This is a genomic window from Musicola keenii (genome assembly GCF_014855505.1).
Lineage (GTDB): Bacteria > Pseudomonadota > Gammaproteobacteria > Enterobacterales > Enterobacteriaceae > Musicola > Musicola paradisiaca.
In genome coordinates this window covers 25,643-51,393 of the sequence record NZ_JAAWVW010000005.1, presented here as the reverse complement: position 1 = coordinate 51,393, position 25,751 = coordinate 25,643, and the positions used below count along the sequence as shown (strand labels likewise).

Genomic DNA, 25,751 nt, shown 5'->3' with positions numbered 1-25,751 from the left:
AGTTTTATGCAGAATGATATCGGTTTAGAAAACAAAAATATCTGGGCTAACCGCTCTTTTATTACCCTGTATGGTACGGCGTTTTTTGTAAATATGGGCGTGAAGATCTATGCACTAGCCTTACCTCTGCTGGTGTATGAATTAACCCGCTCTACGGAAGTTATGGGATGGGTGAGAGCAATAGAATTTATTCCGCATATTTTTCTGGCAGCAATTATAGGGGTTGTTGTCGATCGTTTTAATAAGAAAAATTGGTCGTTAGTTATGTTGCTGGGCCAAGTGTTTATTCTGGCGATAACCTGGCTCTCGGTGAGTTATCTGCACAATCCTCTGTGGCTGTTAATTCCTTGCGCTTTTCTGATGATGGCGTTAGACAATGCTTATAATAATGCCCGTATCACTATGATCAAACAGGTTATTCCGTTATATCAGCTCAATATAGCCACTGCCAGAATGGGGGGGTTATACAGCTTTTTCGATGCTGTCGGGCCAGTTATGGCTGGAGGAATATTCCTGTTCTCCTCAATACAGAACTCTTTTCTAGTTGTTATTGCCTTAATTATTTTTTCCGCTTTAGTTTTACTGCGGCTGGATTATCACGAGGTGATTGATACTCACCATCCGCCTATTCTGACGTCACTGGCATCTGGCTGGAAAATTTTGCGAGAAAATCGTCCAATGTGGCTAATTTCGCTGGCCATTATGTTCCTTAACGCCACAGGCTCAGTTTTTACCTTACAAATTATATTCTTCGCCAAAGATACCCTGACGCTCTCTGACTCTTATGTTGGTTATTTATTTGCACTTACTGGGCTGGGGGGAGTGGTTGGATCTGTGCTCTCAGATAAACTAAGACTCAAAATTGGCTTGGGACGGTTATTTATTTACACCATTGCTCTTGAGGCGCTGGGCTTTATTACAGTAGCTATATTCCCCACAACTCTCTCGTTGGCTTTGTCGCTATTCTGGACCAGCACAATTGGTATTATGACAAGTATCTGCGTGTGGACTTACCGCCAGGAAGCATTCGAAAAAAATGTGATGGGAAGGATCACCGGAATTACCGGCATGATTTCTAAGGTCGGGATGCCGGTTAGCCTTGTTTTATCGGGATATATTGTCAACCTGACAGGTACTGCGACAATTTTTCTGATCTGTGCACTGGTGCAGATTGGAGTGGCGCTGGCCATTTGGTGTTCTCCTGTTCGTCAACTCTCTTAAGGACTGGATGTGAAGATGAAAGTGAATGTTATCGTAGTGCAGGCTGCTCCTGGTTTCCACGCAAACTGGCTAAGGCTTTCGGAGTCGCTCGGTGAAAAATATGCTTTTCATCTGCTGGTGCCACAGGAAAATATTGCGGCAATACCCAAAGATTATCTGCCAGTGTTTTCGTCTGTGGTCGGGGTTGCTGAATTTACGCCTCCTGGCTGTCAGCTGGCTGTCGCGGATATAGCGAGTAAGCAGAAGATTACTTGCTCTGATTTGGTCTTTATCGCTAAGGATGAACACAGCCTGGATATTGCTGCCCAACTGCGTGAGATAAACGGTGTTAGGGGCACAAAACCCGCAGATATATTACCCTTTATAAACAAGCTGGTTATGAAGAACAGGGTTTCTCTGGCTGGTATTTCAATCCCCGGCCATGTGGCGTTTGATCCTGGTGCCTATAAACGTGGCGCAGAAAGTTGGCTAAATTTTGTTGAAGAAAAACTTACCTACCCGTTGTTTACAAAACAGATCGATTCTGCTGGGAGTGAAGATGCACGGAAAATTCATTCCCGTAGTGAACTGATGAAGTGGTGCAGTGAGCACGCTGAATATGATAACTACGAAATTGATGAGTTTATTGAGGGAGAGCTTTTCCATGTCGATACCCTTATAAGCCAAGGAGAGGTGCTATTAACGTTCGTCTCACGTTATAACCGACCTAATGCAGAAGCTCTGTTGGGATTATCAATGGGCAGCACGCTGATGTCTGAGGATATGGCTGATTATGCTGCACTCGAGCAGTTTAATCGCGACGTTCTGAATTCTTTGACACCGTTACCGGATGGCGCATTTCATCATGAAATATTTAAACGTACCGATGGTCAGCTGGTTTTTCTTGAAATAGCGGCCCGTTCTGCTGGTGCATTTATTCCTAAAATGTTGGAAAAAGCCTACGGGATTAATATTGAGGAACTGCACTTTATGGCTCAACTGGGTGAAGTGCCTCCCCAGTTGAGCAGTCAGTTTCAGCAGTATGCCGCATGGCTGTTTTTCCCTCCCCGCCCCGGAGTAATTGAGCAGTGCTCCGTTCCTGATTTGAGCGTTGAGCATGAATTGTTCTGGCGCCATGCCGCCGGAGCTGAGCTGAGTGCCCCTACCAGCTCGTCCGACCGGGTATTAGGTGTAGTTCTATGGTGTGAAGATGTTCAGCAGCTAACCGACGATTACTCCTACTTACAAAACGGCTATCAACCTTTCACTTTGCTCAATGAAGCCTTAGGAACGAGATAAATCCCGCACGCCTGAAGCCCCCCCCGAAAGTTGGACATTCAACGAATAGGGGGTTACGTTTCAATAGATAGAAAAAATACACTATAGAGTTCCAGCTTGAGCATCATCAAAGTGGACTGACCCCACACCGGTAGCCGTTTGTCGCCCGCTCGCTGCATATCTGGCGGATAAGCGGTAACAGTCGGGCATCATCATCTTTGCTGTAACGTGCTGATCGGTGCTGGCGTTTTTTCAGCAGCCGTTCATAAAGATTCGAACGCGATACGCAGAGCACTTCGGCTATTCGGATGAGGGTGTATCGTCCGGTGGCAGCAATGGCATGCGCGATATCAACTTTTTAGCCTGGGCTATCTCAAGCGCGTCCCGAAGGATTTCGGCTTCCATCGTTTTGCGGCCCAGCATTTGTTCAAGCTGTTTGACTTTTTTCTCCAGCGCTTTCACCGCGGAGACGCTGACCACCTCGTCGCCAGCGGCGATCGCAGACTTCCCACCATCGTTCATGAGCCGTTTCCACTTAAAAAGAAGACTGGGTGTGGTGCCATATTGCCAGGCAACGAGTGAGACTGTGTAGCCGGGCTGCATGGCGAGTGCAGCAAAACGGGCTTTCTCTTCGGGAGTATAACGACGGCGCTTTTGCTCGCCAGTGATCACTTCGATTCTTTGCACAGGACACTCCTTAAACATAGCTCTATGACTATGTCTTACTGGTGAAGTGTCCGGTTTAAACGGGATACTTACACAAGGTGTTTTTGACAAACCAAAAAGGGTTTTTATATCCGCCCCAACACTGGACGCTTTACGCCCCCCAGTCTATATGGGGTTTTCTATAGACAACAAAAAGCCCGCTATTACGCGGGCTTAGATGTGTTTTTATGCCTGTTAGTGCCAGTTTATGCCAGACGCAGGATCATTCCCACTCGATCGTCGCCGGCGGCTTACCCGATACGTCGTACACCACGCGGGAAATACCGTCGACTTCGTTGATGATGCGGTTGGAGACGCGGCCAAGGAAATCATACGGCAGGTGTGCCCAGTGCGCGGTCATAAAGTCGATGGTTTCGACCGCACGCAGCGAGACAACCCAGTCATATTTGCGACCGTCACCCATCACACCAACGGAGCGTACCGGCAGGAACACCGTGAACGCCTGGCTGACTTTATCGTACAGCTCAGCCTTGTGCAGTTCTTCGATGAAGATGGCATCGGCGCGACGCAACAGGTCGCAATACTCTTTCTTCACTTCGCCCAGCACCCGCACGCCAAGCCCCGGCCCCGGGAACGGATGACGGTACAGCATGTTGTACGGCAGACCCAGTTCCAGACCTATTTTGCGCACTTCATCTTTGAACAACTCTTTCAGCGGTTCAACCAGCCCCAGCGCCATGTCGTCCGGCAAACCGCCGACGTTGTGGTGCGATTTAATGACATGCGCCTTGCCGGTGGCGGAAGCGGCAGACTCGATCACATCCGGATAGATAGTGCCTTGTGCCAGCCATTTCACATCGGTCAGCTTGCCTGCCTCTTCATCAAATACCTCAACGAAGACGCGACCGATGGTTTTACGTTTGGCTTCCGGGTCGTCGATACCCGCCAGCGCCGACAGGAAACGCTCTTCCGCCGGGACATGGACAATGTTCAGACCGAACTGATCGCCGAACATATCCATCACCTGCTCGGCTTCGTTCAGGCGAAGCAGACCGTTATCGACAAACACGCAAGTCAGGCGATCGCCAATCGCACGATGCAACAATAACGCGGTGACGGATGAATCAACACCGCCGGACAGACCCAGGATCACTTTGTCTGCACCCACCTGCTCACGGATACGGGCAACCGCGTCATCGATGATTTTGGCCGGGGTCCACAGCGCTTCACACTGGCAGATATCACGGACAAAACGCTCTAACATCCGCTGCCCCTGACGGGTATGGGTGACTTCCGGATGGAACTGTACGCCGTAGAAGCGCTTTTCTTCATTCGCCATGATGGCATACGGGCAGGTATCGGTGCTGGCGACGGTAACAAAATCAGCCGGAATAGCGGTGACTTTATCGCCGTGGCTCATCCACACATCCAACAGCGGTACGCCGCTAGCGCTGACCTCATCCTGAATGTCGCGAATCAGCGCGCTTGGTGTTTTGATTTCCACCTGCGCATAACCGAATTCACGCTCACTGGAACCTTCAACCTGACCGCCCAGTTGCATCGCCATGGTCTGCATGCCGTAACATACGCCCAGTACCGGCACGCCGGCCTGGAAAACATATTCCGGCGCACGCGGACTATTGTACTCGGTAGTGCTTTCCGGGCCGCCGGAAAGGATGATGCCGTTCGGGTTAAATTCGCGGATCTGCGCTTCGGTCACATCCCACGCCCACAGTTCACAGTACACCCCCAGCTCACGCACCCGGCGTGCTACCAGTTGCGTGTATTGCGAACCGAAATCAAGAATAAGAATGCGGTGTTGATGAATGTTTTCTGTCATGAGAGGCGTATTCCACTACGGATTGAAGCGAAAGAAAAATTGAACCCGGCGAGTTTACCGGGTTCGGTGACATAAATCAGCCTGCCGTTACCCTTAGCCCATGCGGTAATTCGGCGACTCTTTGGTAATGGTGACGTCGTGTACGTGGCTTTCCTGAATACCCGCGCCGCTGATGCGAACAAATTCCGCTTTGGTGCGCAACGCTTCGATGGTCGGGCAACCGGTCAAGCCCATGCAGGAGCGCAAGCCGCCCATCTGCTGATGCACGATCTCTTTCAGGCGACCCTTATAAGCCACGCGGCCTTCGATGCCTTCCGGTACCAGTTTGTCCGCCGCGTTATCAGACTGGAAGTAACGATCAGACGAGCCTTTGGACATCGCGCCCAGCGACCCCATGCCGCGATAGGACTTGAACGCCCTCCCTTGATACAGTTCGATCTCCCCCGGAGATTCTTCGGTACCCGCTAACATCGAGCCAACCATGACGCAGGAAGCTCCCGCCGCCAAGGCTTTGGCGATGTCGCCGGAGAAACGGATGCCGCCGTCGGCGATCACCGGAATTCCGGTACCTTCGAGTGCTTCGACCGCATCGGAAATCGCCGTAATCTGCGGTACACCCACGCCGGTTACGATGCGGGTCGTACAGATTGAGCCAGGGCCGATACCGACTTTCACCGCACTCACGCCGGCTTCGGCCAACGCGCGTGCACCAGCGCCAGTCGCCACGTTACCGCCGATGATTTGCAAATCCGGATATTTGGCGCGGGTTTCACGGATGCGCTGCAACACGCCTTCGGAATGGCCGTGAGAAGAGTCTATCAACAACACATCGACGCCGGCCGCCACCAGTGCGTCGATACGCTCTTCATTGCCCGCACCGGCGCCCACCGCCGCCCCTACACGTAGACGCCCATGTTCGTCTTTACAAGCATTCGGCTTACGTTCGGCTTTCTGGAAATCTTTAACGGTGATCATGCCAACCAAATGAAACTGGCCGTCGACCACCAACGCTTTTTCGATGCGGCGTTCATGCATTTTTTGCAGCACCACCTCACGGGCCTCACCTTCTTTTACCGTCACCAGACGCTCTTTCGGCGTCATGACGGCACTGACAGGGCGATCCAGATCGGTAACAAAACGCACATCACGACCGGTGATAATCCCCACCAGCTCATTGTGTTCAGTCACTACCGGATAACCGGCAAAACCATTACGTTCAGTCAGTTCCCTGACCTGACGCAGCGTCGTTTCCGGCGTGACGGTTTGGGGATCGACCACGACACCGCTTTCATGGCGTTTCACCCGGCTGACTTCTTCCGCTTGGCGCTCGATGGGCATATTTTTGTGGATGAAGCCAATACCGCCTTCCTGAGCCAGCGCGATCGCCAGATCGGACTCAGTGACTGTATCCATAGCAGCGGACAACATAGGGATATTCAGGCGAATACGCTGAGTCAATTGTGTGCTCAGATCAGCAGTATTAGGCAGAACAGTAGAATGGGCAGGAACAAGAAGGACGTCGTCGAAGGTCAATGCTTCTTTAGCGATACGTAACATGGGCAATATCTCACCAAAATTTTGGTTGGGGGTTAGATAAAATATTGCCGTGGCATTATACAGGCCGAAATCGATTGCCTCCAGCACTATTTTATAAAAATGCTTGCGAACCTCTTTACGACTAGTAGTATTGGCAGATTAACCTTCATTTAAATTTCTGATCTAGCTCACAATGTCTCAACTTCCCTTGTCCGCTATTTTTACTGTCAGCCGCCTGAATCAGACGGTAAAACAGCTGCTGGAAAGCGAAATGGGCCTGATCTGGCTTTCCGGCGAAATATCCAACTTATCTCAACCAGCCTCTGGACATTGGTATTTCACCCTGAAAGATGAACGCGCTCAGGTGCGCTGCGCCATGTTCCGCACTAGCAATCGTCGGGTGGTTTTTCGACCACAGAATGGTCAGCAGGTGTTAATCCGCGCCAGCGTAACACTTTACGAACCCCGGGGGGATTATCAGTTGCTGGCGGACAGTATGCATCCGGCGGGGGATGGCCTACTGCAACAGCAGTTCGAACACTTGAAGCAACGGTTATCCGCCGAAGGGCTATTCGATCAACAACATAAAAAGCCGTTACCCAAACCGGCGTACCGGATCGGTGTTATCACCTCCGCCAGCGGCGCAGCCTTGCATGATATTTTGCATGTTTTACAGCGACGCGATCCCTCGCTGCCAGTGGTGGTTTACCCCACAGCAGTACAGGGGGTTGAAGCGCCATTGCAGATTGTCCGCGCCATTGAATTAGCCAACCAACGACAGGAGTGCGACGTTTTGATCGTCGGCCGTGGCGGCGGTTCACTGGAAGATCTATGGAGCTTTAACGACGAGCGTGTCGCCCGCGCCATCTTCGCCAGCAACATCCCGATCGTCAGTGCTGTCGGGCACGAAGTTGACGTCACCATTGCCGATTTTGTCGCCGATCTGCGCGCCCCAACACCGTCCGCCGCTGCAGAACTGGTCAGTCGCGACCAGACGGAATTGCGGAGCAGGCTGCAGACTCAGCGCCAACGGCTCGATATGGCGATGGATTACTACCTTGCCCACTGCCAACAGCGTTTTTCCCGATTGCATCACCGCCTGCAACAGCAACACCCCCAGTTGCGTCTGGCTCGCCAGCAAACACAGCTAATCCGCCTGAGCCAACGGTTGGATGAAGCAGTGCAACAACAGCTACGCCAGGCGCAGCGCCGTCAGGAACGCGCCTTTCAGCGCCTGATGCAACAACAACCACAACCGCGATTACATCGCGCCCACCAGCAACTGCAACAACTTCGTTATCGGTTGCAATCTCTGTTGGAAAAACAATTAGGCCAGCAAAAACAGCGCTTTGGCGAATTATGTTCCCATCTGGAAGCGGTAAGCCCGCTGGCAACGCTGGCTCGTGGTTATAGCGTAACGACAGCAGCTGACGGCCAAGTCTTGACCCAAACTCGACAGGCCAGTCTCGGCGATACGTTGAAAACCCGCTTACAGGATGGATGGGTCGAAAGCCGGATAACCGACGTGCAGGCGTTATCCTCCAGCATTGCGCCAAAACGCCGTTCCAAAACACGAAAAACGACTGACTGAAATACGCCGGAACATCGTGACAGTCCGGCTACAGGCAAGGCCTGATAAGGGACAGCGCTAATTATTCTGTCTATACTTACTACCTAAGCAAAGTAATAGACCCCTCGATCATCTGTTACGAGCCATACTTAGTCATGCATAAGGAGATCACGAATGAAGTCTGTCCGTAGCATCATTCCGCCCTACATACTGCACCGGATTATCAACAATGGTTCTGACGAACAGCGCTATTGCGCCCAGCGGACTTTGATGCACGTTCAGTCACTGATGGTCGAGCCAGCGACGCCATATCCTGATCATGAAGAACGTTTGGGCGGTAAACCCCAGCGCACCATCCTCAATGCCGGCAATCAGAGCCTGCAACCGCCGACCGGCACATTAATCCGTGCGGAAGGGCAATCCGGCAATGGTGATATTGCCGTCGAAGAGGCTTATAACCATCTTGGTGCTACCTATGACTTCTTTTGGCAAGTATTTGGACGAAACTCATTGGATAACAAAGGGTTGGCATTAAAAGGAATCGTTCATTACGGCAAAAACTACCAAAACGCATTCTGGGATGGGCGCCAGATGGTGTTTGGTGACGGCGACGGCGAGATCTTCAATCGCTTTACCATCGCTGTGGATATCGTCGGTCATGAGCTGGTACACGGGCTTATAGACCATGAAACCAGTCTGATTTACTCCCGTCAGTCAGGGGCGTTGAATGAATCACTGTCTGATATTTTCGGTTCGATGATCAAACAGTTCCAATTAAAACAAACCGTGCAGCAGGCCGACTGGATCATTGGCGCCGGTTTGTTTACCGAGGATATTGACGGCAAGGGGCTACGTTCATTGGCCCGCCCGGGAACTGCCTATGACGACCTGCTGATCGGTACGGATCCACAACCCGCCCACATGCGCGATTTCGTCAACACCCGTGAAGATAACGGCGGCGTACACCTTAACGCCGGTATTCCCAACCGGGCTTTCTATCTGGTGGCGATGGCGCTCGGCGGGCATTCTTGGGAAAAGGCGGGACAAATCTGGTATGCCGCCATGTGCGACAGCAACCTGCCAGCCAATGCGGATTTTTCCATCTTCGCCAAGCTGACCGTCGAACACGCCGAGCAGTTATTCAACAAAGTGGTGGCTGATATCATATTGCAAGCTTGGCATCAAGTCGGGGTTGATACCGGTATCCTGAACGAACACGACTATTACGACAAACTTGAAAAGCAGTAACCACCGCTCGTCGGTACGTGCGCCAGCCAATCACACACTGGCGCCTGTTACTGTTCTACGCTATTCACTCCGACGGCACCGGCTGATAACAAAAAATAACGCGGGAGCGGGATATCAGCCCATGACCATGCTGACAGAAATAACTGTCCGCCCCACAGGCTTTTAGTCTCTGCAGCAGTAACCGGCATTCCGGACACAATGCCTGGCGCTCAAACGGCCGTTCGCAGGAAACGCAATAGAACCGCTCGGCGTTGCACCACTGCATGGTTTGCCGACACTCTGGGCAATATGCCTCCATATCACGACTCCGCTTTTCGTCATACTTAATAAACACCGAACCTGTCACAATGCCGACGCGCACGGCATAAAAAACATCCTATGCGTTTCGATAACACGCCATGCAGGCTATAGGGATGTAGTCCATAAAAAAACCGGGGTGGTAGCACCAACCCCGATCTGTCTTATTTGCCTTTCTTGATGTGTTGAATCAAACGTTTACGTTTTCGCTGCTGGCTGGCAGTTAGCGTATTGCGCTTGCCGGCATAGGGGTTTTCCCCTTCCTTGAATTGAATACGGATAGGCGTTCCCATTACATCAAGCGAACGACGGTAATAATTCATCAGGTAGCGCTTGTAAGAATCCGGCAAGTCCTTCACCTGATTGCCGTGGATCACCACAATCGGTGGGTTGTAACCGCCGGCATGAGCGTACTTCAGCTTCACACGGCGCCCGCGCACCAACGGCGGCTGATGATCGTCCACCGCCATTTGCATAATGCGGGTCAGCATTGCTGTACCAACGCGGCGAGTAGAGCATTCATAGGCTTCATTTACCGATTCGAACAGATTACCGACACCGCTACCATGCAAGGCTGAAATGAAATGGATACGGGCAAAATCGATGAAACCCAGTCGCAGATCCAGCATTTCCTTAACCTGCTCTTTGATCTCCTGCGACAAGCCGTCCCACTTGTTCACCACAATCACTAACGAACGACCGGAATTGAGGATGAAACCCAGCAGCGACAGATCCTGATCCGAGATCCCCTCGCGGGCATCGATCACCAGCAGCACGACATTAGCATCTTCAATAGCCTGCAATGTTTTGATAACCGAGAACTTTTCCACTGCATCAGTAATCTTGCCGCGTTTACGCACCCCGGCAGTGTCGATCAGGATGTATTCCCGTTCATCGCGCTCCATCGGGATATAAATACTATCGCGTGTCGTACCGGGCATGTCATAAACCACCACACGATCCTCGCCAAGGATACGGTTGGTCAGCGTGGATTTGCCCACATTCGGACGTCCGACAATCGCCAATTTAATCGGCTGATCGGCTGGCACTGGGAATGCGTCTTCCTCTTCGGATTCCCCCTCTTCTTCGCTCAGTTGCTCCGCCCAGTAGGCCGCATTCTCTTCTTCTTCAGTCAGTTCGCGTTCAGGCTCCCGCGCATCGACAAACGGCAGCAGCGCACTTTCCAGCAGCGACGTTACCCCACGGCCATGCGAAGCCGCGATCGGATAGACGTCACCAAATCCTAGTGAATAGAAATCGGCAATTCCGGTATCGATATCAATACCGTCAACTTTATTGGCGACCAGAAATGTCGCTTTCTCGCGCGTGCGTAAATGCTGGGCAATAGCGTGATCGGCAGGCATCAGACCATCACGAGCATCGACCAAAAACAGCACAATATCAGCTTCTTCAATCGCTTGTAGAGATTGCTCGGCCATACGTGTCTCCACGCCGTCTTCACTCCCATCAATACCACCGGTATCGATGATAATGAACTCGTGGCCCTCCACTTCGGCACGACCATACTTGCGGTCACGTGTCAGCCCTGGGAAATCCGCCACTAATGCATCCCGGGTACGAGTCAAGCGGTTAAATAGTGTGGATTTACCCACATTCGGGCGCCCGACCAGCGCGACGACAGGTATCATTCTTACAACCTCATTGCTTATATTTCAGTTTGTTACAGCAAATTTTCGTTGCTGATGATAAAAGACGAAACGGCCCCTGATACCATCAGGAGCCGTTAAACGGGCGCAAATCACATATACGCCAGGATCAGCGAGTGAATGCGTAAACCTCACCGCTTTTGGACTGAACCACCAGTTTATCGCTGGCGACAACCGGCTTACTCTGCAGACCGGAACTGTCCACTTTCTGCTGTGCGACAAAACGACCATCAGTGGTATCAATCCAGTGGAGATACCCTTCCGCATCGCCGACCACCAGATAGCCGTTATACAACGCAGGCGCCGTCAGATTGCGGTGCAACAGATCACCCTGTTTCCAGACCACCACGCCGCCACTGGTATTGAGCGCAACCACGCGATCATCCTGATCCACCAGATAAATGCGGGAACCGTCCACAATAAAATCATTTACTGAACCCATTTCGCGCTTCCAGGTCACTTGACCGGAACGCAGATCGAGCGCAGTCATATTGCCGTTGTAGCCCAGCGCGTATACCACATCGCCAGCCACTACCGGCGTAGTATCCACATCATTCAGACGAGAGATTTCCGTCGCGCCGCCCGGCTGGGAGATACGTTGTTGCCAAATCATCTGCCCTTGATTGATCATCACCGCGCTGACTCGACCATTGTCGCCGCCGACAATCGCCGCGCCAAAAGCGGCAACCGGAGAAGACTCGCCGCGTAACGACAACGACGGCATATCCAGATTCGCCGTCCACTTGATAGTGCCATCCGTTTCACTCAACGCCTGCAGCATGCCATTGCTGGTATGAATCAACACCACGCCATCGCTGACCACCGGACGGGACAATACTTCCCCCGCAACCTTGGTCTGCCATACCTGAGAGCCATCATCCGCATTCAAAGCAAAGACCTGAGCGCGTTCACTACCGACATAAACATGGTTGCCGGAGACAGAAACGCCGCCAGACAACAATGCCGAACGGTTGCTCGACAATAGCCCGGTTTTTTCTGACAGATCGGCACGCCATTTTTCTTCGCCACTATTGAGATCCATGGCTTTTACCGTGCCGCGACGATCGGCCGCATAAACACGGTTGTCCTGCCAGGCTGGGCGGAGATTCGAATAGAATTCATCGGTACCGTTTCCAACTGAACGGCTCCAGACCTTGGTAGGCGTGAACTGACTGGTCACTTGAGGCAACGGAGACATTTTGACTACGTCTTCTTCGTTATCAAACAGTGAACAGCCGCTCAGCAGCATCACAGAAACCAGCCCGACCAAAAGTGTTTTACGCAATTGCATGGAGTCCCTCTTAGCTGGACAGGTTATTCAGTTTCATACGCAATATGGATTGCAGCCCCTGCGGCGGATTAGAGGCAATGCCCTGATTATAGGCATTGCGCGCACCCTGAGTATCACCCTTGCTGACCAGCGCATCGCCGCGGACATCTGCCGCCATGGCGAGCCAGCCGGCGGATTTAACCGCATCTAGCATTTTCAGAGCATCATCCACCTTTTTCTGCTGCAACAAGACGCGAGCCAAACGCAAATTCACAATAGTCTGCAAGTCAGCATCTTTGGTCTGGCTCAACGCCTGACGCAGTTGCTGTTCAGCTTTAGGAAAATCATTCTGATCGGCATACTGGCGCGCCAAAGACAGCGATGCCAGCGCGCTATAACTGCCATGCTCCTCTGCAGCGAATTTTTGAATCCCGGCAATACTTTCCGGCTTGCCCGCAGCCGCAGTCAGCGTATCCATAGCCTGCTGATAGGCCATGGAAGAAGCCATTGCCGTACTTGCTTGATGATTTTGCCAGAAACGCCACCCCACCAGAGCGCCGACGCCCAGCACGACGCCAACCGCCAGAGCCTTGCCATTCTCGACAAGGAACCGGCGAACCGCATCAATCTGTTCACTTTCAGTGGTATAGACTTCCACGCTGCCCTTCTCCTCACTCCAGTAATGCAGCCAGACGTGCAACGACATCCGACTGTGCCAGGGCTTCCTGTTCACCACTGGTCAGATTCTTCACCACCACTTGCCCGGCGGCGACCTCATTTTCACCCAGCACCAGCGCCACCCGGGCACCGCTCTTATCCGCACGGGCAAATTGTTTTTTGAAATTACCACCGCCGTAGTTGGTCATCAATTTCAGCCAGGGCAGAGCATCGCGTAATTCTTCCGCCAAGCGAATGGCCGCCTGCTGCGTTCCTGCTCCCGAAGAGATCAGATACGCATCAACGCCAGACTGTACGGTGAACGCAGGATTGATAGTCTGCACCAATAACACCAGACGCTCCATGCCCATCGCAAAACCTACCGCCGGCGTAGCAGCGCCACCCAGTTGCTCCACCATGCCGTCGTAACGACCACCACCGCACACCGTCCCCTGGGAACCCAGGCTAGACGTCACCCATTCGAAAACGGTGCGGTTGTAATAGTCCAACCCGCGCACCAGACGCGGATTAATCGTATATGTGATGCCAGACTGCGTTAAAAGTTCACATAAGCCATTGAAATGTTCTCTGGATTCTTCATCCAGATAATCAACCATCACCGGTGCGCCATCGAGCAAAGCCTGCACTTGCGGGTTTTTGGAATCCAACACCCGCAACGGATTGGTATACATACGGCGCAGACAGTCCTCGTCCAACTGCTCCTTGTGTTGTTCAAGGAAAGCAATCAGCGCATCACGATAGCGAGCCCTAGCTTCCAGAGAGCCAATGGAGTTGAGCTCCAGACTGACATGCTGGTCGATACCCAGCACTCGCCACCAGCGGGCAGTCAGCAGAATGAGTTCCGCATCAATATCCGGGCCTTTCAGGCCGAACACTTCACAGCCCAACTGATGAAACTGGCGATACCGCCCTTTCTGCGGACGTTCATAACGGAACATGGGGCCGAGATACCACAGGCGTTGTTCCTGATTGTACAAAATCCCGTGTTCAATCCCGGCGCGAACGCACCCCGCGGTTCCCTCTGGGCGCAGGGTTAGACTCTCGTCATTGCGATCGTCAAAGGTGTACATCTCTTTTTCCACCACATCGGTCACTTCGCCGATGGCACGTTTGAACAGCGGGGTCTGCTCGACGAGAGGGGTACGGATTTCACTATAGCCGTAGTTGCGGAGAACCTGTTTCAAACTATCTTCAATACGCTGCCACAACGCCGTATCGGCGGGCAGGTAGTCGTTCATACCGCGAATGGCCTGGATATTCTTTGCCACGTCAGTTCCCTATGCGTTTTTAAAATAGGTTCGATTATAGGAGGAACGGCGCAATCGCTTCAACGTTATGCCGCCTATAACGGCGGGTATCACATCGGGAGCCAGTTCACACGCAGCCCCACCGCCGTTTATTTATCCACGACATTCACTTCAATGCGCTGTTTTTCATCCAGCATAGCGGCCTTAGCACGGATTTTAGCTTCCAGCTGTTCGATCATCTGCTCGTTGTCAAAACGTTCTCTCTGACGCACACCGTCTTCGTAAAAGCCGCTTTTCTTGTTACCGCCGGTCACGCCCAGCGTAGAGACCAGTGCTTCTCCCGGCCCATTCACTACGCAGCCGATGATGGAAACATCCATCGGCGTGATAATGTCTTCCAGGCGCTGTTCCAGCGCGTTGACCGTACCAATCACGTCAAACTCCTGCCGGGAGCAGGTTGGACAAGCAATGAAATTGATGCCACGGGAACGGATGCGAAGCGATTTAAGAATGTCGAACCCGACTTTCACTTCCTCAACCGGATCAGCAGCCAGAGAAACCCGCAGCGTATCGCCGATACCTTCCGACAACAGCATACCGAGGCCAATCGCCGACTTCACTGCGCCGCTGCGAGCGCCGCCCGCTTCGGTAATCCCGAGGTGTAAAGGCTGGTCAATACGGGAAGCCAATAAACGATAGGACTGTACCGCCAGAAAAACATCCGACGCTTTCACACTGACTTTAAACGTATCGAAATTCAGGCGATCCAGAATGTCCACATGACGCATAGCGGACTCCAACAGCGCCTCAGGCGTCGGTTCGCCATACTTTTCTTGCAAATCTTTTTCCAAAGAACCGGCGTTTACGCCGATACGGATGGGAATGTTTTTGTCGCGAGCGCAATCCACCACAGAACGGATACGTTCTTCATTGCCGATATTGCCGGGGTTGATACGTAGGCAATCAACGCCGTACTCCGCTACTTTCAGCGCAATGCGATAGTCAAAGTGAATGTCAGCCACCAGAGGCACATCGACCTGCTGTTTGATCAGTTTAAACGCTTCCGCCGCATCCATCGTGGGAACGGAAACACGGACGATATCAACGCCCACACGCTCCAGCGACCGAATCTGTTTAACCGTAGCCTCAACATCGGTGGTACGGGTATTGGTCATCGATTGCACGGCAACCGGCGCCCCATCACCGACAGGCACCTTACCGACGTAAATCCGCTTTGATTTGCGACGGACGATGGGTGCTGGGTTATGCATTACATCTTCTCCACATGACTCTGATAGCGCGGAATTACTGCTGTTCCGACAGCGTGATACGAGCAACCTGATGGCTTTTAACAAACCGACTCAGATCTACCGGCTTGCCTTGAAATTCAACCTGGACGGCACCTGGCGCGCCAATTTTCAAACGATAGGGCGGTTGGCCTACCAGATTCAGCACCCCGCCGCTGCGCTGAACGCCGCTGAACAGTTTTTTGCCCGTCGCATCCACGACTTCCAGCCAGCAATCGGCAGAAAAACGCATGATGACGCTGTTTGGCGCCGCTGCGTCCGTAGCCGTTGCCGTAGCGGGCGCAACCGCCGCCGGGCTGAGCAATGGCTGAACCGACGCTTGGCTGGGTGCGACAACTGCATGAGCGCTTGTGTCGCCTGCCACTGTAGGCTGAGCGGGCATGCCGACCGCTGCAACAGACGTCTCAGGTGTACGACTGGCCGTATCGCCAGCATTGTTATCTTCGGTATCTACCGGCTCAGGATCACTCGTACCATCAGCATCCTGCACCGTTTTCCCGGACTGCGGCGCGTTGGCGTGTTCGACCATGGAGTTAATTTCACGCTGTTGAGCCTGATGGTTTTGCCACCACCAGGCGACCGTCAATCCGAGTACCCCCAGCAGAATCAGCCAGGTGAACATCATCAACCAGCCATCACGCTTCTTGCGCGTCTTACCCAGTGCAGTACCGGGCATGGCGGCAACAGTCGACGTTCGGCTAGGCATCACATGCTTTTCCAACATGGGCAACAATTCCTCTTCCGGAATATGCACCAGTTTGGCGTAAGAACGGATATAACCGCGAAGGAAAGTCGGCGCAAGGCCAGCAGGCGTGTTGTTGTCTTCTATTTCACGGACGGTGGTCAATTTGAGACACAGGCGCTCGGCAACAACCTGTTGAGTGAGCCCTAACTGCTCACGGGCCTGACGCAGACGTTCACCGGGAGTTACTGTGGTTGACGCAGTATTATCTTGAGTGGCTTCAGTATTCATTAGCTAAAAACTGCTGGTACTGTTTGGATTGTGGAAAACTTCGCGCCAGCAATGCGCCATAACGTTTTACCTCGTCATGATGATTCGCCAGCGCGGCGAAACGGATTTGCAGCCATAGACTTTCTTCGGTAGCCGAAAACCCTGCCTGATAAACCTTTAAGAGCAGTAGCGCCTGCTCGTGTTGCCCGGCGTCGAGTCGGCTTTCCGCTTCAGCCAACAACCGGGGGCCTTTTGACGGATCACGCTTTAGCGCCTGACCGAGCCACCGGCGAGCTTCATCAGGATGACCGGCATTGAGGAAGCAATATCCTGCATTCTCAGTCGCCTCAGCAACCTGATTGTAATCAGAAAGTTGCAATACAGCGGCGAACTGCCTCTGCGCTTCAACATACTGCCCTAAACTACAGAGAAACGCACCGTAATTATTCAGGACGCTGCTATTCTCAGGCATCCGTTGCAGCAAGTGCCGATAACGCCGCTCTGCGGCCTGATTCTCGCCAATTCGCCGCTCGTAAAGCGCCATGCCCAGTTGAATTCGATAATCGTCCGGCGCGACCTGCTCCGCCTTTTGCAGATTATCCCGCGCCGCCGCCAGATTATTACGAGCCAGATACTCCATTCCGAGCTGGAGTCGCGTTTGCGACAGCGCCGTTGCGGCTGTCTGCGGCAGCGAATGGGTGCAACCCGCCAGCAACACGACAATAACGACCGACAGCCGCCCATATATCCCTTTCATCCCTGAACATTCCTTGTCTCGCTGCCATCCTGGCTAAGCCTTAATCATTATACGCGCCCGAACAAACCGGGTACGTTTCGCCGTTCATTAACGGCAAGATACAGCCCTGTATCATATGCCTCGTTCGCCTATTTATCACCTGCCAGACCGGAGATGCAGGTAGTTATTGCATCGTTTTTAGATGCTTTTCACAGCGATCGTGCTTCCTTCGGCCATTTTTTTCTTCAGTGTGCGCTTGGTACGGTCAACGACCTCCCCCGCCAACTGCCCGCAGGCCGCATCGATATCGTCGCCGCGCGTCTTGCGTACAATGGTCGTGAAGCCATATTCCATCAGCACTTTGGAAAAACGATCGACACGGCTGTTGGAACTGCGGCCATAAGGTGCGCCGGGGAACGGATTCCAAGGGATTAGGTTGATTTTGCAGGGAGTATCCTTCAGACATTCGGCCAACTGATGAGCATGCTCCGTACCATCATTGATATGATCCAGCATGACATACTCCACCGTCACACGCCCTTGATTCGCATTGGACTTATCCAGATAACGCCGAACTGCCGCCAGGAAGGTTTCAATATCATATTTCTTGTTGATCGGCATGATTTCATTACGAATTTCATCCGTCGGCGCATGCAGGGAAATCGCCAGCGCCACGTCGATCATGTCCCCTAACTTATCCAGCGCCGGCACCACGCCGGAAGTGGACAGCGTGACGCGCCGCTTCGACAGGCCGAAACCAAAATCATCCAGCATGATTTCCATCGCCGGTACAACATTGGTCAAATTCAACAGAGGTTCGCCCATGCCCATCATGACCACGTTGGTGATAGGTCGCTGCCCAGTCACCTTGGCCGCGCCAATAATTTTTGCCGCACGCCATACCTGACCGATGATTTCTGAAACACGCAGATTACGGTTGAACCCCTGTTGCGCGGTAGAACAGAATTTGCATTCCAACGCACATCCAACCTGAGAAGAAACACACAACGTCGCACGATCATCTTCCGGAATATAAACCGTCTCCACCCGCTGCCCATCGACCAGAATAGCCCACTTGATGGTGCCATCGGACGAGCGCTGTTCGTCCACCACATCAGGCGCACGAATTTCCGCAATCTCCTGCAATCGGGTACGCAACGCCTTATTGATGTCGGTCATCTGGTTAAAATCGTCGCAACAGTAGTGATAGATCCACTTCATCACCTGATCGGCCCGAAACGGTTTTTCTCCCAACGCGGCGAAAAAGGCGCGCATCTGCTGACGATTGAGATCCAACAGGTTGATTTTTCCATCTGTTTTTTCATTAACGATGGCAGTTTCAGACGCCATAACGGCGGGGGATACGATGTGTTCAGACATAGTCACTCATGGCCTCGTTGCTACACGTTATGGCGCGAAAAGAAATGATATAAAAAAACGCCCAGGCGAGCAGGCGCTCATCCGGGGCGCGGCATTGTACAAAGTTTAAAACAGCGATGCTACCGAAGCCGCATTTTTTCTCGGCGACGAAACAACGCTTAGCGTGTACGCGGACAAATCTCGTCGGCGCTGAAGAAATAGGCGATTTCACGCTCGGCGGACGCTACGGAATCCGAACCGTGAACGGCATTTTCAGTAAAACTGTCTGCGTAATCGGCGCGGAGCGTGCCAGCCAGTGCATTAGCGGGATTGGTTGCGCCCATAATATCGCGATGGCGCTGTACTGCATTTTCCCCTTCCAGCACCTGTACCACTACAGGCCCGGAGGTCATAAAGGACACCAGACCGTCGAAGAACGGTTTGCCCTGATGCTCGGCATAAAAACCTTCCGCCTGATCGCGTGTCAAATGCAGCATTTTAGCAGCGACAATCTTGAATCCGGCGCTCTCAAAGCGTGCGTAAATAGCGCCGATGACATTCTTGGCTACGGCATTTGGTTTGATAATCGAAAAGGTACGTTCTACCGTCATATTGACCTCACCCAATAGTATTCAGATAACAACCGGTTAGATAATTATAATACCGGCAGCCCGGTTATAGCGGCGCAGATTATAGGATGGTGATTCAGCATTGCCTACCGCCATGTAACATTTCTTTTAAAAAAACGTATAAATTTCTCGAATATCTGCCCGCACCGTTTCTTTTCCTCACCCCCCGCCATGCAGAACACAGACCGGCTGATACCACCGCCTGGCAGGATAACGCTGTGCAGTGACGGTGCTTGTCGGAGTCGGTAAAATCACTGACAATACCCGCCATTGTTACTCAAGGCGCAATATCGCGCTTCGTCACGGTGGTGCCTGTGTCGTTCGGTCATCAGGGAATCCCAGAAAGAGTTCACAATCTACCGGGCCCCTGCTGTTCCGTTCCCCGGCATTGCCCTTACGTGGGGGGATTTTATGTCTGCATCATCGTCATCACTGTTTGTTTCCGCCGCCTGGCTCACTGAACGACTCAATACCAACGATATCACTTTGATCGATGCACGAATGTTGCCTGTAGGGGCAACGAACCGGGACGTTACTGCTGAATACCGCGCCGAGCACATTCCAGGGGCCGTTTTTTTTGATATCGAAGCACTGTCCGACGCAAACACGTCTCTGCCCCACATGATGCCGACGCCTGACGTCTTTGCACAAGCGATGGCCCGGCTCGGGATCAGTGAACAACAGCAATTGGTTATCTATGACTCAGGCAACTTGTTTTCTGCGCCGCGCGCATGGTGGATGCTGAAAACCTTTGGCGCGAAACATATCGTCATCCTCTCCGGTGGGTTAGCGGAATGGAAGCATCAAGGTTATCCGCTAGAACAAGGCGATATTACACGCCCTTCCGTCACATTTAATGCCGTGCTGGATGCATCCGTTATCCGCCATCGTGATGATGTACTTGCCATTTGTCGCGACCGCTCCGCACAGATTATCGATGCCCGCTCAGCCCCTCGTTTCCTTGGCGACGTCGACGAACCGCGTCCGGGCCTGCATCGCGGTCATATTCCCGGCAGCCTGAATGTCCCCTGGGATGCACTGGTCGCCAACGGCACCATGAAACCGAACGCCGAGCTCGCCACCATTTTGCACAAAGCCGGAGTGGAATTCGGTCGGCCCATCGTCGCCAGTTGCGGTTCCGGCGTCACGGCAGCAGTTATCGTGTTGGCATTGACGCTACTGGACGTCCCTAACGTTTCGCTTTACGACGGCTCATGGAGTGAATGGGGCAGCCGTGATGATGTCCCTATCGCCGTCGGCGCCTGATCATTGGGCGAAATCGTTACCTCAACACGTCATCAGGCCGTGTGTGACGCATCAGAGACGGGAGGTCATCGCCAATCGGCATTTCCATGTTATGGCGATACCATCCACTATGTATGCTACCGCTGCCGGTAACATTAGCGCCGGCGGAAGATTCCTTTTCCGTCGGCGCATTCACAATGGCCGTCAGACGCTGTCCGCGTTTTTGAAATCACGCAGGAAACTGCCCCATTTCCGCTCATAAAAAGGCGTGGTGTGCCGAATCAAAAAATGGCTGATGCCGGGCTCGTCGTTATCCACCAGACAAATATCAACCGGATACGCCTCCGGCTGTGTATCCATCGCGACCGCCCCTGCAGACTGGATGATCGCCTCAATATCATCGCCGACGGCATCAAGCCCAATCAACCAGTGCGGCGCTTCATCGCCCGTTTCCTTAATCTGAGCCAGGTACGCACGGTGCACCTGATGATGCTGTTTGAACAACTGAGTCAGCGAATCAACCATCTGCGATGGCGCATGCTCCACAGCACTAATACTGATTTCACCTTCCCCATCAATGATATGTTGCTCAACCAGGCTGCCCCCCTCATCGGACAGCAGATGCGCAATTTCCTGCGGCAGAAACTCTTTGCCGTACGGCAGTCTGGGATTCAGAAACAGGGTCGCGCCTTGCGTAATTTCAAACAACGTTCTGGCAGGCAATGCCAGAAACCCTTGTTCTTCCTTGATAACTTGCTGTAAAGCATCCAGTGACGAGAAAAATGGGATCGCAGAATCGCCATCCGTCCGCTCCCAATGCTGAAGGTCAACATCCACACCCGTTGCCAGAGAAGCGGCGTCCAGATCACCGCCTTCGCTGCGTCCCAAAACATACACCGTGGACTCCAGCAGAATGTTAAAAAACTCCGGCCGATACGCAGGCTCCGTCGCTGCGCTCATCAGCACATGTTCCAACTTGTTTTGTGGTAGAAATTCCATACATCTCCTCAGCGGTCATCGTCATTCTGTGTTTTTCTTTGGTCGCGCCGATGGCGTTTTGAACACATTGTGCTATACCTTTACTGTGCCATAACGAAACAGGGAACGTGTGATTTTATCACCGTTCCCTGTTTTACTTATGTTGGCTTATTCCCGCAGGAAAACGCCCTGACTACGCTTATTCCGACTTACGCAACAGAAAATCAGCCAGCGTGCGAACACCCAATCCGGTAGCGCCCGCCGACCACTGTTCAACCGCAGATTTACGATAAGTCGCGGAACAATCAATATGCAGCCACCCTTGCTGATAGCGCGTCACGAAATGTGATAGAAACGCCGCTGCTGAACTGGCACCTGCGGTATGCGCAGCGCCAGCCACATTGTTCAGTTCAGCGAAATTGGACGGTAAATGCTGACGATGGAACTCCTCCAACGGCAAACGCCAGAACGCTTCACCCTCACGGCGAGCGCTTTCCTGCAATGCAGCCACCATATCGTCGTCAAAGCTGAACAGTGCATGATAGTCATTACCCAACGCAGTCTTCGCCGCCCCGGTCAACGTGGCGCAATCGATGAGCCATTCAGGATTCTGATTTGATGCATCGATCAACCCATCCGCCAATACCAGACGGCCTTCCGCATCGGTATTCATTACTTCCACACTCTTACCGTTGCGATACCGAATGATATCGCCCAGACGGAACGCATTACCGCTGACCATGTTATCCGCGCAACACAGGTAGAGTTTTACGCGCTGTTTCAAGCCGCGGGAAGCCGCCATCGCCAGCGCCCCCGTAACCAACGCTGCCCCCCCCATGTCGGATTTCATGGAGTCCATAAAACTGCTGCCTTTCAGGCTGTAGCCACCGCTGTCGAAGGTAATCCCTTTGCCAACCAGGCAAGCCAGCACCGGTGCATCCGCCTTTCCGGTCGGATTATAATCCAACGCCAGCAGCACCGGCGGGCGTTCGGAGCCACGGCCAACGGTGTGCAGCCCCAAATACTGCTGCTCACGCAGGTCTTCACCCTTGGTTATCCGATAGGCGATAGCGTCGCCCGCCACCGCGCACATCAAGTCGACTGCGCGTGTAGCCAACTGTTCCGGCCCCAGATCTTCCGCCGGAAGATTGATGGTGTCCCGCACCCAATCGACAATCTGTAGACGGCGGTTCAACTCTTGCCGCTGTTCCTCCGGCAGTTCAGCCCATTCGATCTGACGTTTACCTTTGGGCCCGCGATACCCCTGCCAGAATGCCCAACTGCTCTCCAGATCCCAGCCTTCACCAGATAATTTGACGTGTTTGATGCCTTGCCCGTCTATCTTGCGGGCTGCCTTTTGGATAATCATCAGCGGCTTATCACCGGACAGATGAATGGTAAAGCCCTGTTCATTAACAGTTAACGAAGCCTTATCTCCCCAACGGGCATCCGCAGGCTGTTGTGAAAGGCTGATCAGCATTGCCTCTGTTGTCATGTTCGTACTCCAAACGGGCAATTCTTTTGCCCATTATCAACTACTTGAAAAAGAAAAACGGGCTCCCCGCAGGCAGCCCGTCATAGCATTATCTATGCTGCTTCATCCAACCAGACCAGTAGAATGGCTTCCAGCATTTTTTCATTAGATGCCGCAGGTTCATCGTCGAAATCATCCAGTTCGCAAATCCAACGATGCAAATCCGTGAAACGTACCGTTTTAGGATCAACGTCAGGATAAAGATCGTACAACGCTTCACCAATCTCACGGCTGTCCGTCCATTTCAATCCCATGACTCGCCCCTTAGTGCTCACGTGCATGGTTGATGGTGTAGCGAGGAATTTCTATCACCAAATCCTCATCCGCAATGCGAGCCTGACACCCCAGACGGCTTTCAGGTTCCAGACCCCAAGCTTTATCCAGCATATCGTCTTCATCCTCCGTACTTTCCACCAGAGAGTCGAACCCTTCGCGGACAATACAATGACAGGTAGTGCAGGCGCAGGATTTCTCGCAGGCATGTTCAATTTCTATGCCATTTCGCAGCGCCACATCCAGAATGGTTTCACCCGTTTGAGCTTCCAATACGGCGCCTTCCGGGCAAAGATCCTGATGTGGAAGAAAAACAATCTTTGGCATGTTTATACCTCGTCCACGGAATGACCGGCCAACGCACGGCGAATGGATGCATCCATCCGTCGGGCGGCGAATTCCTGTGTTTGTTGATCCAATATTTTAATTGCAGATTCGATAGCCGCTGCATCCTCTCCTTGAGCCATCTGCTCAAGATGCCGATAAGCCGTATCGATATCCGCTCGTTCTTGATCACTCAGCAATGCTGCGTCTGCAGCCAGCGCGCCATGAAGGCTTTCCAACACCCGAGCGGCTTCCACTTTTTGTTCCGCCAGCATACGGGCGGCGATATCGCCCTGTGCATTCAGCATGGAATCCTTGATCATCGTGGCAATCTCACTGTCGCTCAAACCGTAGGACGGCTTCACCTGGATGGACGCCTCAATGCCGGTAGATTTCTCCATTGCGGTTACGCTTAACAAACCGTCCGCATCCACTTGGAACGTCACACGAATATGCGCACCGCCGGCAGGCAACGGCGGGATGCCGCGCAGAGTAAAGCGGCCCAACGATCGGCAGTCCTGCACCAGTTCGCGCTCGCCTTGCAAGACATGAATCATCATCGCCGTCTGGCCATCTTTGAACGTGGTGAACTCCTGCGCTCTGGCAACCGGGATCGTGGTATTGCGCGGGATGACTTTCTCTACCAGCCCCCCCATGGTTTCGAGCCCCAGCGATAGCGGGATGACGTCCAGCAGCAGCATTTCGCTGTCCGGCTTGTTGCCGACCAAAATATCAGCCTGTATGGCAGCGCCGATGGCGACGACTTTATCCGGATCGATCGACGTCAACGGCGTTCGGCCAAAGAATTCGCCAACCTGTTCACGCACCAGCGGTACTCGCGTCGAGCCGCCGACCATGACAACTTCCTGCACGTCTTGCGCATCAATACCGGCATCCTTCAGGGTGCGGCGACACGCAAGCAATGTCCGTTTCACCAGGGATGCAATCAATTGGTTGAACTGTTCACGAGTAATTCGCCCCTGCCAACCGGAAACCGACACCTCAGCGAAATCCGCCGTACTCAAGGTAATTTTGGCTTGAATCGCCGCCTTCAGTAGCACCTGCTGCAGCGTATGATCGTCTCGTGCGGTAATGCCGGCCTGCTCACGCAACCATTCGACCAACAAGTGATCGAAGTCATCGCCGCCAAGCGCGGAGTCACCGCCGGTAGCCAGCACTTCAAAGACGCCACGGCTCAAGCGCAAGATAGAAATATCAAAAGTGCCGCCGCCCAGATCGTAAACCGCGATCACCCCTTCCTGACCTGAGTCCAACCCGTAAGCAATTGCCGCCGCGGTAGGCTCGTTCAACAACCGCAGCACATGTAACCCAGCCAGCCGCGCCGCATCCTTGGTGCCCTGACGCTGTGCGTCATCAAAATATGCCGGCACAGTAATCACGACACCCTCTGTTTCGCCACCAAGCGATTCCTGCGCCCTGGCGGCCAGCGCAGCGAGAATATCGGCAGAAACCTGAATAGGATTGCGCGGGCCAGCCGCGGTCTGCAATACAGGCAAACCGTTTTCGCTGGCCTCGAATTGATAAGGTAAATGCGGATAACGCTGACGAATGTCAGCCAGAGAACGCCCCATCAGGCGTTTTACCGAACTCACGGTATTCACCGGGTCGACAGCCGCCAGCTGCCTAGCGTCCCAGCCTACCATGACGTGGTCTGCATGGTAGTGAACTACGGAGGGTAACAAATGACGCCCATCATGATCAGGCAAAGCTTGTGCTTCACCGCTACGTACAGTAGCCACCAGAGAATTGGTGGTACCAAGGTCGATCCCCACCGCCAAACGATGCTGATGGGGTGCCGCCGTCATCCCCGGTTCACTGATTTGTAATAAGGCCATATTGAGCTTCCATCAATAATCGGCGGGTAAAAAAGCTGGCGTTCCGATAACAACATGCCAG

At 53.0% G+C, this 25,751-nt stretch carries 22 protein-coding genes and 1 pseudogene; 5 read left to right on the top strand and 18 right to left on the bottom strand.

Annotated features, from left to right (window positions below; genetic code table 11):
- The first annotated feature begins 6 nt into the window (after positions 1-6).
- Positions 7-1,221, top strand: coding sequence for an MFS transporter (locus HEP82_RS06705; RefSeq protein WP_192457380.1), 1,215 nt, complete (start codon positions 7-9; stop codon positions 1,219-1,221).
- Between the two features lie 15 nt (positions 1,222-1,236).
- Positions 1,237-2,499 (top strand): ATP-grasp domain-containing protein, encoded by a 1,263-nt coding sequence (locus HEP82_RS06700; RefSeq protein WP_192457379.1) that lies wholly within the window; start codon positions 1,237-1,239, stop codon positions 2,497-2,499.
- A gap of 127 nt (positions 2,500-2,626) precedes the next feature.
- Here HEP82_RS06700 and HEP82_RS06695 read toward each other — a convergent pair.
- The 3 genes and pseudogenes from HEP82_RS06695 to guaB all read right to left on the bottom strand — a co-directional run.
- A pseudogene (locus HEP82_RS06695) lies at positions 2,627-3,165 on the bottom strand (transposase); the annotation flags it as partial.
- Positions 3,166-3,406: 241 nt separating this feature from the next.
- Positions 3,407-4,984: a glutamine-hydrolyzing GMP synthase gene (gene guaA / locus HEP82_RS06690; protein ID WP_192457377.1), complete on the bottom strand. Its 1,578-nt coding sequence runs from the start codon at positions 4,982-4,984 to the stop codon at positions 3,407-3,409.
- A gap of 93 nt (positions 4,985-5,077) precedes the next feature.
- A complete protein-coding gene (gene guaB, locus HEP82_RS06685) occupies positions 5,078-6,541 on the bottom strand; it encodes an IMP dehydrogenase (RefSeq protein WP_192457376.1) in 1,464 nt (487 codons plus the stop codon).
- A 172-nt stretch (positions 6,542-6,713) separates the two neighbouring features.
- On the opposite strand from guaB, the gene xseA reads away from it, so the two are divergent.
- Both xseA and HEP82_RS06675 read left to right on the top strand, forming a co-directional pair.
- The gene (gene xseA, locus HEP82_RS06680; RefSeq protein ID WP_192457375.1) at positions 6,714-8,111 is read left to right on the top strand and encodes an exodeoxyribonuclease VII large subunit; all 1,398 of its coding nucleotides are present in this window, start codon (positions 6,714-6,716) and stop codon (positions 8,109-8,111) included.
- Between the two features lie 153 nt (positions 8,112-8,264).
- A complete protein-coding gene (locus HEP82_RS06675) occupies positions 8,265-9,338 on the top strand; it encodes a M4 family metallopeptidase (protein ID WP_192457374.1) in 1,074 nt (357 codons plus the stop codon).
- A 64-nt stretch (positions 9,339-9,402) separates the two neighbouring features.
- Here the strand turns inward: HEP82_RS06675 and HEP82_RS06670 are convergent, their stop codons facing one another.
- From HEP82_RS06670 to ndk, 10 genes are all read right to left on the bottom strand, one after another.
- Complete coding sequence (locus tag HEP82_RS06670; RefSeq protein WP_192457373.1) at positions 9,403-9,636, bottom strand: zinc ribbon domain-containing protein; 234 nt, start codon at positions 9,634-9,636, stop codon at positions 9,403-9,405.
- A gap of 163 nt (positions 9,637-9,799) precedes the next feature.
- A complete protein-coding gene (gene der / locus HEP82_RS06665; RefSeq protein WP_192457372.1) occupies positions 9,800-11,284 on the bottom strand; it encodes a ribosome biogenesis GTPase Der in 1,485 nt (494 codons plus the stop codon).
- A 127-nt stretch (positions 11,285-11,411) separates the two neighbouring features.
- Positions 11,412-12,593: an outer membrane protein assembly factor BamB gene (gene bamB / locus HEP82_RS06660; RefSeq protein ID WP_192457371.1), complete on the bottom strand. Its 1,182-nt coding sequence runs from the start codon at positions 12,591-12,593 to the stop codon at positions 11,412-11,414.
- A gap of 10 nt (positions 12,594-12,603) precedes the next feature.
- Positions 12,604-13,230 carry a YfgM family protein gene (locus HEP82_RS06655; RefSeq protein WP_192457550.1) on the bottom strand — a complete coding sequence of 209 codons (627 nt, stop codon included), beginning with the start codon at positions 13,228-13,230 and terminating at the stop codon, positions 12,604-12,606.
- Positions 13,231-13,243: 13 nt separating this feature from the next.
- A complete protein-coding gene (hisS, locus tag HEP82_RS06650) occupies positions 13,244-14,518 on the bottom strand; it encodes a histidine--tRNA ligase (protein WP_192457370.1) in 1,275 nt (424 codons plus the stop codon).
- Positions 14,519-14,646: 128 nt separating this feature from the next.
- On the bottom strand, positions 14,647-15,768 hold the full coding sequence (ispG, locus tag HEP82_RS06645; RefSeq protein WP_192457369.1) for a flavodoxin-dependent (E)-4-hydroxy-3-methylbut-2-enyl-diphosphate synthase: 1,122 nt from the start codon (positions 15,766-15,768) through the stop codon (positions 14,647-14,649).
- A 34-nt stretch (positions 15,769-15,802) separates the two neighbouring features.
- A complete protein-coding gene (gene rodZ / locus HEP82_RS06640; protein ID WP_192457368.1) occupies positions 15,803-16,777 on the bottom strand; it encodes a cytoskeleton protein RodZ in 975 nt (324 codons plus the stop codon).
- On the bottom strand, positions 16,767-17,513 hold the full coding sequence (gene pilW / locus HEP82_RS06635; protein WP_192457367.1) for a type IV pilus biogenesis/stability protein PilW: 747 nt from the start codon (positions 17,511-17,513) through the stop codon (positions 16,767-16,769). The genes rodZ and pilW overlap by 11 nt, the downstream gene beginning before the upstream one ends.
- Before the next feature lie 177 nt (positions 17,514-17,690).
- Positions 17,691-18,872, bottom strand: a complete 1,182-nt coding sequence (locus HEP82_RS06630; protein WP_192457366.1) for a bifunctional tRNA (adenosine(37)-C2)-methyltransferase TrmG/ribosomal RNA large subunit methyltransferase RlmN — start codon at positions 18,870-18,872, stop codon at positions 17,691-17,693.
- 158 nt (positions 18,873-19,030) lie between these two features.
- Positions 19,031-19,462, bottom strand: coding sequence for a nucleoside-diphosphate kinase (ndk, locus tag HEP82_RS06625; RefSeq protein WP_015854423.1), 432 nt, complete (start codon positions 19,460-19,462; stop codon positions 19,031-19,033).
- A gap of 429 nt (positions 19,463-19,891) precedes the next feature.
- Between ndk and sseA the strand changes: the two genes are divergently transcribed.
- Positions 19,892-20,746, top strand: coding sequence for a 3-mercaptopyruvate sulfurtransferase (gene sseA / locus HEP82_RS06620; RefSeq protein ID WP_192457365.1), 855 nt, complete (start codon positions 19,892-19,894; stop codon positions 20,744-20,746).
- A 183-nt stretch (positions 20,747-20,929) separates the two neighbouring features.
- Here the strand turns inward: sseA and sseB are convergent, their stop codons facing one another.
- The 5 genes from sseB to hscA form a co-directional block, all read right to left on the bottom strand.
- A complete protein-coding gene (sseB, locus tag HEP82_RS06615; RefSeq protein WP_192457364.1) occupies positions 20,930-21,724 on the bottom strand; it encodes an enhanced serine sensitivity protein SseB in 795 nt (264 codons plus the stop codon).
- 178 nt (positions 21,725-21,902) lie between these two features.
- Positions 21,903-23,198 carry an aminopeptidase PepB gene (pepB, locus tag HEP82_RS06610; protein ID WP_192457363.1) on the bottom strand — a complete coding sequence of 432 codons (1,296 nt, stop codon included), beginning with the start codon at positions 23,196-23,198 and terminating at the stop codon, positions 21,903-21,905.
- Positions 23,199-23,290: 92 nt separating this feature from the next.
- Positions 23,291-23,491, bottom strand: a complete 201-nt coding sequence (gene iscX, locus HEP82_RS06605) for a Fe-S cluster assembly protein IscX (RefSeq protein WP_015854427.1) — start codon at positions 23,489-23,491, stop codon at positions 23,291-23,293.
- Positions 23,492-23,501: 10 nt separating this feature from the next.
- Positions 23,502-23,837 carry an ISC system 2Fe-2S type ferredoxin gene (gene fdx, locus HEP82_RS06600; protein WP_015854428.1) on the bottom strand — a complete coding sequence of 112 codons (336 nt, stop codon included), beginning with the start codon at positions 23,835-23,837 and terminating at the stop codon, positions 23,502-23,504.
- 2 nt (positions 23,838-23,839) lie between these two features.
- Complete coding sequence (hscA, locus tag HEP82_RS06595; protein WP_192457362.1) at positions 23,840-25,690, bottom strand: Fe-S protein assembly chaperone HscA; 1,851 nt, start codon at positions 25,688-25,690, stop codon at positions 23,840-23,842.
- Between the last annotated feature and the right edge of the window lie 61 nt (positions 25,691-25,751).

Coding starts and splice junctions, on each gene's coding strand:
- HEP82_RS06705 (WP_192457380.1), top strand. CDS start 7: ATGCAGAATGATATCGGTTTAGAAAACAAAAATATCTGGGCTAACCGC.
- HEP82_RS06700 (WP_192457379.1), top strand. CDS start 1,237: ATGAAAGTGAATGTTATCGTAGTGCAGGCTGCTCCTGGTTTCCACGCA.
- guaA (WP_192457377.1), bottom strand. CDS start 4,984: ATGACAGAAAACATTCATCAACACCGCATTCTTATTCTTGATTTCGGT.
- guaB (WP_192457376.1), bottom strand. CDS start 6,541: ATGTTACGTATCGCTAAAGAAGCATTGACCTTCGACGACGTCCTTCTT.
- xseA (WP_192457375.1), top strand. CDS start 6,714: ATGTCTCAACTTCCCTTGTCCGCTATTTTTACTGTCAGCCGCCTGAAT.
- HEP82_RS06675 (WP_192457374.1), top strand. CDS start 8,265: ATGAAGTCTGTCCGTAGCATCATTCCGCCCTACATACTGCACCGGATT.
- HEP82_RS06670 (WP_192457373.1), bottom strand. CDS start 9,636: ATGGAGGCATATTGCCCAGAGTGTCGGCAAACCATGCAGTGGTGCAAC.
- der (WP_192457372.1), bottom strand. CDS start 11,284: ATGATACCTGTCGTCGCGCTGGTCGGGCGCCCGAATGTGGGTAAATCC.
- bamB (WP_192457371.1), bottom strand. CDS start 12,593: ATGCAATTGCGTAAAACACTTTTGGTCGGGCTGGTTTCTGTGATGCTG.
- ispG (WP_192457369.1), bottom strand. CDS start 15,768: ATGCATAACCCAGCACCCATCGTCCGTCGCAAATCAAAGCGGATTTAC.
- rodZ (WP_192457368.1), bottom strand. CDS start 16,777: ATGAATACTGAAGCCACTCAAGATAATACTGCGTCAACCACAGTAACT.
- pilW (WP_192457367.1), bottom strand. CDS start 17,513: ATGAAAGGGATATATGGGCGGCTGTCGGTCGTTATTGTCGTGTTGCTG.
- HEP82_RS06630 (WP_192457366.1), bottom strand. CDS start 18,872: ATGTCTGAACACATCGTATCCCCCGCCGTTATGGCGTCTGAAACTGCC.
- ndk (WP_015854423.1), bottom strand. CDS start 19,462: ATGACGGTAGAACGTACCTTTTCGATTATCAAACCAAATGCCGTAGCC.
- sseA (WP_192457365.1), top strand. CDS start 19,892: ATGTCTGCATCATCGTCATCACTGTTTGTTTCCGCCGCCTGGCTCACT.
- sseB (WP_192457364.1), bottom strand. CDS start 21,724: ATGGAATTTCTACCACAAAACAAGTTGGAACATGTGCTGATGAGCGCA.
- pepB (WP_192457363.1), bottom strand. CDS start 23,198: ATGACAACAGAGGCAATGCTGATCAGCCTTTCACAACAGCCTGCGGAT.
- iscX (WP_015854427.1), bottom strand. CDS start 23,491: ATGGGATTGAAATGGACGGACAGCCGTGAGATTGGTGAAGCGTTGTAC.
- fdx (WP_015854428.1), bottom strand. CDS start 23,837: ATGCCAAAGATTGTTTTTCTTCCACATCAGGATCTTTGCCCGGAAGGC.
- hscA (WP_192457362.1), bottom strand. CDS start 25,690: ATGGCCTTATTACAAATCAGTGAACCGGGGATGACGGCGGCACCCCAT.